This window comes from Paenibacillus sp. JNU01, from assembly GCF_059130585.1.
This window is the reverse complement of the sequence record NZ_CP169723.1, coordinates 2,620,395-2,633,278: the sequence shown is the minus strand read 5'-3', so window position 1 is coordinate 2,633,278 and position 12,884 is coordinate 2,620,395. Positions and strand designations below refer to the sequence as shown.

General features: G+C 50.2%; 10 protein-coding genes. 9 read left to right on the top strand and 1 reads right to left on the bottom strand.

All coding sequences use genetic code 11. From position 1 onward, the window contains the following. Positions 1-32: 32 nt before the first annotated feature. Entirely contained in the window at positions 33-1,598 is a 1,566-nt protein-coding gene (locus tag NLBNIHML_RS11470; RefSeq protein WP_339257182.1) for a M4 family metallopeptidase, read from the bottom strand. 771 nt (positions 1,599-2,369) lie between these two features. On the opposite strand from NLBNIHML_RS11470, the gene NLBNIHML_RS11465 reads away from it, so the two are divergent. From NLBNIHML_RS11465 to NLBNIHML_RS11425, 9 genes are all read left to right on the top strand, one after another. Further along, a complete protein-coding gene (locus NLBNIHML_RS11465; RefSeq protein ID WP_339237391.1) occupies positions 2,370-3,326 on the top strand; it encodes a glycosyltransferase family 2 protein in 957 nt (318 codons plus the stop codon). Between the two features lie 41 nt (positions 3,327-3,367). After that, on the top strand, positions 3,368-4,483 hold the full coding sequence (locus NLBNIHML_RS11460) for a glycosyltransferase family A protein (RefSeq protein WP_494354408.1): 1,116 nt from the start codon (positions 3,368-3,370) through the stop codon (positions 4,481-4,483). Next, positions 4,480-5,253 (top strand): glycosyltransferase family 2 protein, encoded by a 774-nt coding sequence (locus NLBNIHML_RS11455; RefSeq protein WP_339257177.1) that lies wholly within the window; start codon positions 4,480-4,482, stop codon positions 5,251-5,253. The genes NLBNIHML_RS11460 and NLBNIHML_RS11455 overlap by 4 nt, the downstream gene beginning before the upstream one ends. Beyond that, the gene (locus tag NLBNIHML_RS11450) at positions 5,250-5,981 is read left to right on the top strand and encodes a sugar phosphate nucleotidyltransferase (RefSeq protein WP_494354407.1); all 732 of its coding nucleotides are present in this window, start codon (positions 5,250-5,252) and stop codon (positions 5,979-5,981) included. The genes NLBNIHML_RS11455 and NLBNIHML_RS11450 overlap by 4 nt, the downstream gene beginning before the upstream one ends. Before the next feature lie 713 nt (positions 5,982-6,694). Continuing rightward, positions 6,695-7,534, top strand: a complete 840-nt coding sequence (locus NLBNIHML_RS11445) for a GT-D fold domain-containing protein (RefSeq protein WP_339257173.1) — start codon at positions 6,695-6,697, stop codon at positions 7,532-7,534. A 66-nt stretch (positions 7,535-7,600) separates the two neighbouring features. Further along, positions 7,601-9,310, top strand: a complete 1,710-nt coding sequence (locus NLBNIHML_RS11440; RefSeq protein WP_339257171.1) for a glycosyltransferase family 2 protein — start codon at positions 7,601-7,603, stop codon at positions 9,308-9,310. 422 nt (positions 9,311-9,732) lie between these two features. Continuing rightward, positions 9,733-10,701: an aminoglycoside phosphotransferase family protein gene (locus NLBNIHML_RS11435; RefSeq protein WP_339257169.1), complete on the top strand. Its 969-nt coding sequence runs from the start codon at positions 9,733-9,735 to the stop codon at positions 10,699-10,701. Positions 10,702-10,901: 200 nt separating this feature from the next. Continuing rightward, positions 10,902-11,180 (top strand): glutaredoxin family protein, encoded by a 279-nt coding sequence (locus NLBNIHML_RS11430; RefSeq protein ID WP_339257167.1) that lies wholly within the window; start codon positions 10,902-10,904, stop codon positions 11,178-11,180. A gap of 342 nt (positions 11,181-11,522) precedes the next feature. Beyond that, complete coding sequence (locus NLBNIHML_RS11425; protein WP_339257166.1) at positions 11,523-12,866, top strand: LLM class flavin-dependent oxidoreductase; 1,344 nt, start codon at positions 11,523-11,525, stop codon at positions 12,864-12,866. The last annotated feature ends 18 nt before the right edge of the window (positions 12,867-12,884 follow it).

Here is a 12,884-nt window from a genome sequence, read left to right as displayed (position 1 = left end):
CATTATAAGTTCAATCACGATAAAGTAAGATTTTACAGGCCTACAGCTTGATACGCTTTGGTAATGGCAGTAGCTTCAGCAGAATTCGCTCCGTACAGATCTTTGGCTGCTTGAATGGTAGCTGTTTTGGCAGCGGCAAATTTGGACGTTGGTGTCAGGTAGTTCACCAGTGTGCTGTAGAAAATCTGGATCGCTTTATCCCGGCCGATTCCGGTAACAGTCACACCATTATGTGTTCCGCCCTGAGCAGCAAGGTAATAGGCTTTGTTGATGATACCACTGTTGATATGGACACCGCCGTTGTCCTGTGTGCCTGTGTAGCGATCGCTGTATTTGTCAGGTTGACCATATAATGTAGGGTTGGAGAGGGAGCGCAGTGCATCTCCTGGAATGTTAGGTGTGTAGACATCATCACCGAGCAGCCAGTTTTTGCTTTGAATCGTATTACCGAAAATATCGGCAAAGGCTTCGTTGAGTGCACCTGGTTCATTACGGTACTCCAGATTGGCTGTATATTCAATGACACCATGCGTCAATTCATGACCCACAACATCGAGATCACCAGACAGGGATCGGAACGTCGTTCCATCTCCGTCACCAAAGACAATCTGTGCTCCGTTCCAGAAGGCATTATTGTAGTTGGAGCCGTAGTGTACGGTGGATCTAATCAGCAATCCGTTACCATTAATCCCGTTACGGTTAAATTTGCTTTTGTAGAAATCATACGTAGCAGCTGCATGGGCGTGAGCATCTACACCAGCACGATCGGTCCATACATTATCCGAATCCGTGAGCAAGGTACCAGGAAGCGATGAGCCATTGTTCGCTGTGTACGTTTGGATGCCATTGCCGCGAGTGGTGTCTTTCAGTTGGTAGGTGCTGCCGGATTGGGTGGTTGTCAGTGTTTTGGTATCACCGAGTACGCCTGTACCTGTTCCAGTGGCAAAGTTAATGAGGTCAAACTGGGATACGATACTGCCATCTACTGCATTGATGAAATATTTGGTCCGTAAAGGGGCAGGTTCCAGTACGTTTACTTCCGTAATGTAAACCAGATACGTCTGTCCATCTTCTTCATGATGATAGATGTTCAATTCAGCCTGAGGTGTGATCTCCGCGGCACCAAGCTCTCCAATCCGGGAGGTTGCTTCTTCGGTTGCAATCTGGATTGCGTCTTCCCCGCTGATCTCGGCTACACCATCATTCGGAATGGCCTGCTCTTCAATCGGTGGAAGATCGCCAAGTGCAGAGCTCACGGCTCCGGTCTTGTCCAGGTGAACCGTCTGTTCTGCACCATATACCGGGATACCTTTAATATACTGTTTCAGGCGGAAGTGCCTCACACCAGATGTATCTGTGTTTCTTTTGATAATTTTGAGCTGGGATTTCACATCGGAATTCAGGAATTGTTCCTGCTGTCCAAGGTAATTGTAGATGGTGTCATCTGTTCCACTGTTCAATGGAATACCCTCCTCGGAGGCATAAGGGGCCTGAAGTGGAATGGATTGATCAGACAATGGAGCTGCAGTAGCAGAGGATACGGAAGCGAGCAAAAGAGCTCCTCCAAGAATTGTTGGCATAACTTTGGCGAATTTCATAGTAAACTCTCCCATTCTTTAGCTTATTTTTTGGTTGGAAAATGATCATGCCAATCTCGGTTGGAATTCCGTCTGCAACTTAGGCAGCGCGGAGTGTGGGGCTGAACCTGAAGCGTGGAATCAGACAAGAAACGATTGGAACAAAATTGGCTTGGGCCTTAGCTCGGGAGGTGTTAAGTACGACACCAAACGAAAGGGTGACCGTTTTATTCAGTTCAGTCCGAAGGTTTAATCGTCTATTGTGCTCCACTTTCAGAAAGCCGGGGGTTGTCCAATTGCGCGGGCAGAAGATTCGTTTACGAAAAACTGGGGTGTTCAATCCGGGTTTGCATAAATGACGAAGGCAGTGTGTTCTGAACGGCATCACTCCTCTCAAGAGTAGAATGAATCGGTTTAACAGGTTCTGTGAATGAGATCATTATCTAATCAACCTAAGGTCAATAAATAGATTCGCAAAGACAAATGGGAACTTATGTTCACCATAAGGTTATTTTTGTAAATAAAACTGCTTGGAACGTATATTATCACAGTGTAAAACTTTGGAAAAGATGCAAATTTAGATTTTTTTTAAAATTGTGTCTGAAGTAGGGGAGAGGTAGCGTTTTTCACATATTTTGACGTATTTTGTCTAAAATCAAGGCCTGTACCCTCGTGTTCACAGAGAGAACCTGCTTCGTGCAAGGACATACGCCGTTTCCACTGCTCCACGAATACATAGAATAACGTGTACTCCCTTGGCATGCCGATGATTGAATGCGGGAGGTGAAACTGTTGCGCAAAACCCGTACCACAGCACGTTATGCAGCCCGCTCAAATGAGACACGCAGAAAAACAGTGCTGAAGAAACGAAGAGGGAAGTCTGGACACAAAAAGGGTACAAAGGCCTATACGTTCGTTATTCCATCCAGACAGCTGATGTCAAAGGCTAGGGATGGAGTAGAGAATGGAGCGGAAAATGGCATGAGTGATGCACCTGCCCATGGGGATGGTTCTCAGCGTCCGCTGCTGTCGGTGATTATCCCTGCTATGAATGAGGAGAAAACGATTGGTACAGTTGTACGTGAAGCGCTGCGGATATGCCGTGATGCTGAGGTGCTTGTCATTGTGAATGGCTCAACAGACGGCACGGCTAACGCAGCCAAACGAGCTGGAGCACGAGTGCTTACGTATGCAGAAGCACTGGGGCATGATGGAGGACGAAAAGTAGGCGCAGAGGCGGCCTGTGGTCAGGTTTTGCTTTTTACTGATGCAGATATTTCCATTCCTGCAGAGCACCTTGCACCTTATGTGAAAGCTGTGCTGAAGGGAACGGATGTGGCACTTAACGACTACCATGGGCCAGTTACTCGTCATCCTGTTCATCCGGTCGTGGAGGCCAAACACATGTTGAACAGCATACTCGCAAGATCCGATCTCCGGGGGGCATCCATGACAGCTATCCCACATGCAATAAGCCGAAAAGGACTTGAGGTCATGGGAATATCCTCACTGGAAGTTCCGCCACTCGCACAAGCCAAGGCTGTGATCGGTGGACTTCGGGTACGCGCTGTTCACCACGTACCTGTGGGTAGAATGAATGCAGTACGAATCAAAAAGCGAAGCGGACCTGATCCGCTAAGTCAAGTGGTGCTGAATGATCATATGGCAGCGATCAAGTGGATTACGGATACGCTCGGCCCCCGCGGAGGGTATACCGATCTGAAACGTGTTCGCAACCTGGCGAGGTAAGCATGTCGCATCGGATGATGCAACATGCTGGAGGTGAGGAAATGAAGGGACGATCAGGGATTGCCCGCCGCAGGCGGACAACAAATAGACGAACGAGAGCAGCAAGAATAGGAATTAACAGGCGTCGTGGGAACAAGATGCATGTGGAGCTTCAAAAAACAAGAAAAAGCCGATCAACGTCTGGCCAAGTGGATCTGCACTTGATGTGGGAAGCGGGGCAAGTTGCAGGAAACGAGGCGAAGGCGAACAATACAGCATCAGACAAACACGCACGTCTCGTATGGAATGCACACGCGGCGAACGTTACGGAACTAAGCAACTTCGATCTAGCGCTGAAGGCAGGTAAGGCATTTATGCAGGGTTATGCTCATGCCTCGGGACATTCATTTCAGATCGTGCCAGTTCCCCTTCGTCATTCGGCTGCTGCCGTTGTCTGTGCCTGTAATGAGGAACACACACTGGGGCAGGTGCTATTGCAATTAAAGCGATTGCCTCTGACGGATATCATTGTCGTACTGAATGGAACGACAGATGACAGTTTGAAACAGGTGCTAAAGCAACCTGGTCTTACAGTAGTCTATGAACCGGATCGGGCAGGACATGATGTCGGGCGGGCTCTTGGAGCCAAGATGACGGATGCGGAGTCGGTACTCTTTGTGGATGGAGATATGGTCGTCCCGGCTGAACAGCTTGCACCCTTTCTGTTCGCCGTTGATCGGGGACAGGATGTGGCGTTGAATAATCTGACGTCTTTGCTTCCTGCGTTTGCCGGGCAGGATGAGGTAAGCCGGATCAAAGCATATCTGAACCGAATATTAGGCCGGGCAGATCTCGGTTCCAACTCCATGACAGCCGTGCCTCATGCATTATCTCGTCGTATGATTCAGACGGTGAAGCCAGCATCACTGGCCGTTCCACCTAAAGCACAAAGTCTAGCTATTCAGCATGGAATGAACGTCTCCGCACCAAGTCAGGTGGATGTTATTCGTTCCAATCGGTTGCGTCCTGGTAACACGGGAAGTGGGAATGATGTCGCCAGATTGATCATCGGAGATCATCTGGAGGCACTGGCTACATTACTGGGTACAGGTTGGAATTCAGCTCAGTCTCACACACTCTCCCGTGCAGAAGTGGCTTACAGGAGGAACGCCAGATGACACTGACGAGTATCATTATCCCAACGTACAACGGTCTGGATCTGATCAGGCCCTGCATCGATGCCATACGTCAATACTCAGGCGATCCTGCGTCGTATGAAATTATCGTTGTAGATAACGGCTCGACGGATGGAACGGCTGAATATTGCGCGCTGGAGCGAATTCGATTTGTAAGGTTTCCGGACAATCGGGGATTTCCGGCCGCGTGTAACGCTGGACTTCGAGCAGCTTGCGGGGATGAACTGCTGCTGTTGAACAATGATGTTACGGTCACGCCCCGTTGGCTGGAGAATCTGCGAATGGCTCTGTACAGTGACGCAAGTATTGGGATCACGGGTCCTGTTACGAACTATGCAAGCGGCATCCAGCAGATTGAACTGACGTTCCGTGACATGGAACATTTTCAGGAGTTGGCCAATTCCAATAATATTGCGGATTCTTCAAGGTGGAGGGAAGTTCGCCGGATTGTCGGTCTGTGCATGCTGATGAAACGAAATGTCGTGGAATCGGTTGGACTGCTTGACGAGGCCTATTCTCCGGGACACTATGAAGATGATGATTATTGTTATAGAGCAAGATTGCAGGGTTATCGCTTGCTGGTATGTGGAGATGTTCTTGTGCATCATCAGGGAAGTGCCAGCTTCCAGAAGACAGATCCGATAGCATGGAAACAACTGCTTGAGCGTAATCGTTCGATTTTTATGAACAAATGGCATGTCGATCCGCTTGAATATATGGACATATCCGATGAAGGAGGGAACGTGGAATGAAAGGTGTAATTCTTGCCGGCGGAACAGGAACTAGACTGTATCCGCTGACCCGGCTCATTAACAAACATCTGCTTCCAGTCGGAAAACATCCGATGATTATGTACGGCATTGACAGGCTCCGCCAGGCAGGTGTTGATGAAATATTGATTGTGATTAACAAACATTCCGCCGGGCTATATACAGAGTATCTTGGTGGCGGAGCGGATCATGGGGTCAAATTGACTTATCGTATTCAGGAAAAGGCAGGCGGGATCGCGGAAGCATTGGATCTGGCGACATCCTTTATTCTTCCTGGCGAAAAATTCGTTGTGCTTCTCGGGGATAATCTCTTCAGTGATGATCTGAAGCCTTATGTGGACCGCTACATGCAGCAACCTGCGGGTACAGCACGAGTCCTGCTCAAAGAGGTGGATGATGCACGACGTTACGGGGTGCCTGTCTTTGATCCACAGCATCCGCAGCGAATCTCGTATATTGAGGAGAAGCCAAGCCAGCCGAAAACCTCTTATTGTGTGACGGGAATATACATGTATGATGATCATGTTTTTGACCTGATTCGTAATATCTCGCCGTCTGCGCGCGGAGAACTCGAAATTACGGATGTGAATAATCACTACGCGTCTGCTGGCGGACTGGAATACGACATTTTGCAGAAATACTGGAGTGATGCAGGTACATTTGATTCGCTCCAGGAAGCAGCCGTTCGCATGAAAGGACAATTGCCCTAAAATGAATGCGCCTGATGCTGCCGCTGTGCGGTGCCCCATGGGAGCAGAACACCCTGCGCCGGAGCTGGAAGGATGCTCCGGCGCTTTGCGCAGCGACCATCCTCGTGAATGCCAAAGGAGGGAATGGCGTGAGAGTAGTGACACGCACCGGGCCTGCTGAGGTCACTGTGTCAGGTAAGCCCCGGGGCATCCACCCGGCTGTATTAATGGGCAGTGGCACTCCGATAGCAGCAGGTACCGGGCCTGCTGGAGTCAAAGGTGTGAAGTCAGGGAAACGCAGTACCCTGACGAAAGCGGGGACATCTGCCGGCGCAGCGCATAAGGTCCGTGCAGGCAATGCGAGCAGCCCAGGCACTGTTGTTGGCAGCGCCGGCAAAGCTGGCCCTGCGAGTGCGAGCAAAGCGGCGAGAGCCAGTCGCACCCGCAAAGGCAAAGCCGGCCCGCGCCAGGCCACTGCTGGGCGCAAGCCTGCACCCGCGCGGGGCGGGCGTGCCGCTGCCCGCGCCAAGCAGCGCACGGCGATGCGCCGTGCGCCCATGCCAGCACCGCAAGCCAGCACGCCACAGGCGATGCCTGCCAGCGGTGCTGGCCCCGCCCCGCGCCAAGCGACACATCCGAAGGGTGTCGCTCCCGCTGGGCGGGATGGCGCTGCCGGCGCGCATGCGGGCAGCGCCAAGGGCTTGCCTGCGCCTGCACAGCTCGCGGAGCATGCAGTGCAGGCGCAGGCCGTGCCCGGCGGCTATGCCGAGGGCTACCGCGACGGCGTATTCGCCGGCGGGGAGGCGCTGGTGGCGCAGCATATCCCGCCGGATCACATTCTGCCTGTCGTGGCGGCGGCAGATTTGATCGCGGCAGGATTTCGCCAATACGCGCCCAGCCTGACCCGGCTGTCCAGCCCGCATGAGATGGCTGGACACATCGTGGCGGCGCTGGATGCACAGCGCCCCTTGTCTGTCGTTCGCCTCGGAGATGGCGAACTGCTGACGCTGGCAGCCGATACGGTGCTGCCCGGCCAGGAAGTGCAGGAGCTGGCACCGTTTCTGCCCTATGCAGGGGTGCCATGCTCAACCCCCGACATCCGCGCGATGCTTGCGGAAGCCATTCAGGCCGCCGACTGGGTTGGCGTCCCGATCTCGCGGGCGCCCACATTCCAGGGGCTGCTCTTCCCCGTATTGCGTCACTTCGGAATCGACTGGTCCCGGCTAAAGTTGACCAGCTCTACCATCAATTATAGTCTGCACCAGTCCGGCTTGCTGCTGCCATTGCTGCAAGGGCGACGGGTTTTGCTTATAGGCAGCCAGGCCGCAGAGCTTGGAGCACTGCTGCATAACCGGGGGATTCATGTCACAGGCATCATTGGTTCTGTGACGGGAGTGATGGACATTCCGAGGGTGATGCAGCTAACCGCAGAACATGCCTTCGATATCGCATTGGTGGCAGCGGGTATTCCGGCGGTCATTCTGTGTCGACGAATCGCGGGTGAACTCGGCAAGGTCGCTTTTGATTTTGGACATTTGGCTGACAAACTGGTAAAAGGAGAGCTTCAACTCTAGTGGACCGTCCGGAGGCTGGTCATATGCGCATTGGCCTCACGGACGAGTGGAAATGGAGGGAGCAATATGAGCACACCCGATCAACAGCGCGGGGAAGAACGTCATGGCCGCAGCAACAAGGTTAATGTTCGAAACGACATCCGTCGAAAGGGTCACAGTCATCACAACATCACGTCAAATAACAGCACTCGCAGTGAAAACAGCCGGAATGGGAGTATAAGCAGCGGCAAAAAAACGGCCCGCCCTGCCTCACAGCGCGATGTCTCGCGACCTGCCAGGGTCGTCCTGCATGCAGCAGTTCGTCGCTCAACGCGGAAATCCAGACGCAACGGTAAAAGCAGCCGTGCAACCAGAGCCAGGCTCTACAAACAGGGTTATCATAGAGGATACGACGAAGGTGTCCGCCAGGGACAGAGTTCCTTTGGTCTGGTTTTTGAAGGAGTTAGCATCATTATTCCCACGTACAATCAGCGGGAGTATGTGCTGCAATGTGTGTCCAGTATTGAAAAGCATACACCTGCCCCCTACGAAATCATTGTCGTGGATAATGCCTCCAAGGATGGAACTGCCAAGGCTATGCTCCGCAAAGGCGGCATGGTGAGGGTAGCAGCACTGGATCAAAACCGGGGGTTTGCCGGAGGTGTTAATCACGGGCTGATGATGGCGAGAGGACGACATATCATTGTACTGAACAACGATACGCTGGTTACTCCGGGTTGGCTGGATAATATGATGACATGTCTTGCCAGTGATCCGAAGATTGGTGTGGTGGGTCCGGTGACCAACTATATTGGCGGGGATCAGCAGATCGAGGTCCCATATCGTGAGGTAGGAGAGATGTGGTCTTTTGCCGCCATACAGAATCGTCCGGATGCAGACAAACATCGAATCACGGATCGTCTGGTCGGATTCTGCTGGCTATTCTCGCGGGAACTGCTGGAACGGGTAGGTTATCTGGACGAAGGGTATGCGGTGGGCAATTATGAAGATGACGACTGGATCATTCGGGTGAAGCTGGCAGGATACCAGCTTGCGGTAGCCGGGGATGCCTTTATCCATCACTTTGGAAGTGTCAGCATGAAAGCATTGGGTGAGCAGGATTTTGCAGTAGTGAACAAGGATAACGAGCAGTTTTATAACCAAAAGTGGGGAGATCCTCATGGCCTGGTTGCCGAGACGTCCCGGTTGGCGAGCCAACACACCTCTGGTACCTCATCCGGCCAACAGGAGGATAGAGACATGAGCACAATCGATTCGCGTCAGCGAATCTCAACACAGGGTAGCCAAGATCCAGCATTACAGTTTAGACGCAGTTGTGAGTTCTACCCGGAAGGTGCGTTCCTGTCGGATGCGAAAGGTGATGTCTATACGTTAACTAGCGGTCGGCGGCGTAAGCTGAACATTCCTGTACCTCGTGGAATATCCCCTGTTCAGGTGGCCAAACCGGATCTGCTCGCCATTCCTGCCGGAGATGCACTGATATCAGCAGGTGACGTGCAAGGTTGGCCGATGGAGTCACATCAGGTGCAGAATAAAGCGGTCCAGGATTCTCCACATCTCTGGGCAGAAGGAAGTATTGTTGCCGCAGTGGATGCACCCGAGATTCGATATCAGATCAGCGGAGGCAAGCGGAGACGATTTGTATCGGTCTATGCCGCAGAACGTTGGGGTATACATTCCGGGCATATTATCAGTGTGTCTGCGGAACAGCTGAATTCGTTGGAAGAAGGATGGCCGATTATCGCCCCACCTCAGCTCTTGAACCCGGATCTGTAATGTCAGGCAATCTGTATATCCGGATCAGCAGCATGATGCGGAATGGAAGATGCAGCGATATCCTGTGTAATCGCTCTGATTCATTCCGCATCCGAATATTACATATGAGATGGTAACTATATAATTTGAACTTAAGATTATTTATACTGACACTACGTTGACAGAATAACCTTCCAATCGCTGTTATCCCCAGATGCTTTCGATTCCCTTTCTTAAGGGGAAATCCAGGGATAGCGTATGCTTCCGATGCAGCTTTCTTTCAGAAAGCTTGTAGGCGAAGTGTATGCTTTCGAAGTAGCTTTCTTGCAGAAAGCTTGTAGCTTCGCTTTTTCAGGTTTTTTCTTTCCTCTCCGTTATCGTATAAATGATTAGTTCAACTTATATAGACCACTTAAAGTAAAGCGATTGAGGGAGGTTGCGGGATGAAGAATTCTGTAGTCAGACAAGCTGAACAGATTGCCAGTGATTTTCTGCTGGAAAAAGTAACATGCTCACATCATATCCTCGGCAAAGGTTTTGTTAATCAGGTCTGCCTGGTGGAGACGGCAAGTCGTAAAGTGGTTGTACGCATGAACGATCCAGATACATATTCCACCTTTGTGAAAGAAAAATGGTGTATCGAACGGGCAGCAAGTGCCGGTATTCCTGGGCCAAAGACATTGTCCGTTGGAGTCAACGCCGAACATGCCTATATGATTCAAACGGTTGTGGAAGGGGATAACGGTTTGGACACGACAGTGTCTCCAACCGTGATTTGGAGAAAACTCGGAGAGTACACAAAACAGTTTCAATCCATCTCAGTGAATGGCTTTGGAAGGGAAATGCACGATGAGGTACAAAATCAATTTTATTCTCCCCCGCATCCAGGATCAGATGGCAGTTGGCAAGGTTATGTTCAGTACAATATCAATAGTCTGACGGAGCAGGACCCGCTGATCGAGCTTGGTGTCATTACGATGAAGGAATCACAGGTCGTAAGGCAATGGTTTGAACAATTAAAAATGCAAAAGTTCCGCTTTGGTTTGTGCCATGGCGACCTCTCCTTGAAGAATACAATTGTGAGTTCTACGGGTGAGATAACCCTTTTGGATTGGGGAAATGCAGAGGTTACTGTCGTGCCGTATGGGGATATCATTCAACTCATGCAATGCCAGCTACAAGGGAATGGGCCTGATAACGAACAATTGAGAGCGTTTTTAGAAGGCTATGGGACAAGTATACAAGAGCAGGAACATGAACTGAATCAAGCGAGACATGTGTTGCTGTTGAAAGCTTTCGATACATTAAGGTGGGCTATAGATCGAAGTCCGGATCAGATCAAGTTTTACACTGTATTAGCGAAACAAGCTTTTGAACAGGTTTGGCGAAATAATAGGCAATCTTTCCTGTAAAATCGTTCATCTTTCAAATATAAAATTTAATCTTTCTATTTAACTATAGGATTATTCTATTAGCAGATCCATTGACGCATGAAGGGCGCAGGAGTACATTTATAGCCATAATTCTTATTTAACAGATGGGAATTGAAGGTCTAGAGCATTCGGAGGAATTCCCCGGACCTTAATTTTAAAACCTAGCAGGAGGTATGTCGATGTCATCAACAACCAAAAAAGTCGTGCTGTGGAGCAAAACAGGCTGTCATTTCTGCGGGGAAGTGAAAGCATTTCTGACAGAGCGAAACCAGCCTTTCGAGAACATTGAAGTACAGGGTAATGACGTACTGCGTGATGTGCTTGAAGCTAAATATGGCATTCGGCATGTACCCGTTATTGAAGTGGGAGGGGACGGCAAGTTCGAAGCCTTGCTGGAACCTGATCTGGAAAAGCTGGCTGAACTTCTGGCACGAGCGGACGAAGCAGCAGCAGTCTGACGAGGATCCATGTACACTTTGAATCTGGCAGTTCCAGCTGTTGCATGATGCAATAGGCATGATGCAGCAGTTGGAATGTTTATGAACCGGAGGCCTTTAGGAGATGTAAATGCTCTGCATCTAACTCCATGATACGTGCATTCACATCTTCAATACACATATAGAAAAAATCTATTAGTCGCGCTGTTGACCCTTTTACGGGGCAGTGATAAGATTTGTGAAATTAAAACAAACCAAACTCATAGGAATAGTTAACTTTTAGTTGATTCGCATATGTTAACCCTTCAGAACGACCCTTGAACATTCTTTTGAAGATTTTAATCCAAGGAAGGCGGAATGCACATGACAGCGAAACGCAGTTTGAAATTCGGAGCAATTGTACACGGCGTCGGAGGCAGCAATACGACATGGAGACACCCGGAAGTTCAGGCAGATGCCAGCGTTAACTTTGAGTTCTACAAACGTCAGACGCTGAAAGCGGAAGAAGGCAAGTTCGATCTTGTATTTATCGCAGACGGTCTGTATATTACCGAGAAATCCATTCCCCATTTCCTGAATCGTTTCGAACCAATCAGTATCCTGTCCGCTTTGGCTGCCGTTACTTCACGGATTGGACTGGTGGGTACCCTATCGACATCCTATAGTGATCCGTTCACCGTAGCCAGACAGTTCGGTTCCCTGGATCAGATCAGTGATGGCCGTGCAGGCTGGAACGTTGTGACCTCCCCGCTGGAAGGTACAGCGAAGAACTATAGCAAGAGCAACCACCCAACGCATCCGGAACGTTACCGCATCGCTACGGAATATCTGCAGGTAACCAAAGGATTGTGGGACTCGTGGGAAGATGATGCATTTGTAAGAGACAAAGAGAGCGGTGTATTCTTCGACCCATCCAAGCTGCATACCCTTAATCATGAAGGAGAATTCTTCTCCGTACAGGGTCCGCTCAACATTGCCCGTTCACGGCAAGGGCAGCCGGTAATTTTCCAGGCAGGTTCTTCAGAAGATGGCAAAAACCTGGCTGCGCAAGAAGCGGATGCTGTCTTTACCGGACACGATACCATTGAAGATGCACAAGCATTCTATAAGGATGTCAAAACACGGGCTGCTTCCTATGGACGTTCTTCACAGGATATTGTCATTCTGCCAGGCATCAATCCTATTGTTGGACGGACGGAAGAGGAAGCTGAACAGAAATATCAGGAAATCGCAAGCTTGGTCACGATAGACAAAGCATTGGATTACCTGGGACGTTTCTTCGAACATCATGATTTCTCCCAATATCCATTGGATGAGCCTTTCCCGGAGTTGAACGGAATTGGAAGCAACAGTTTCCGCAGTGGCACGGACAAGATTAAGAAGGATGCCAAGGAGCAAGGGTTGACCTTGCGTGAAGTGGCTCTGCGGGCAGCAACACCACGCAGCAAATTCCTGGGCACACCAGAGCAAGTCGCTGACAAAATTCAGGAATGGTTTGAGACGGAAGCGGCAGATGGCTTCATTATTGCTTCCGAATTGCCAAGTGGATTGTCTGATTTCGTAGAACTGGTTGTTCCAATTCTGCAAGAGCGCGGCCTGTATCGTACGGACTATGAACACGATACATTGCGAGGTAACCTTGGGGTGCAAATTCCGGTTAACCGTTATACAGCTGCCAGAAAGCAGGTAGTATCTGATTTGGCATAACGGAGTTAAACCTATTGA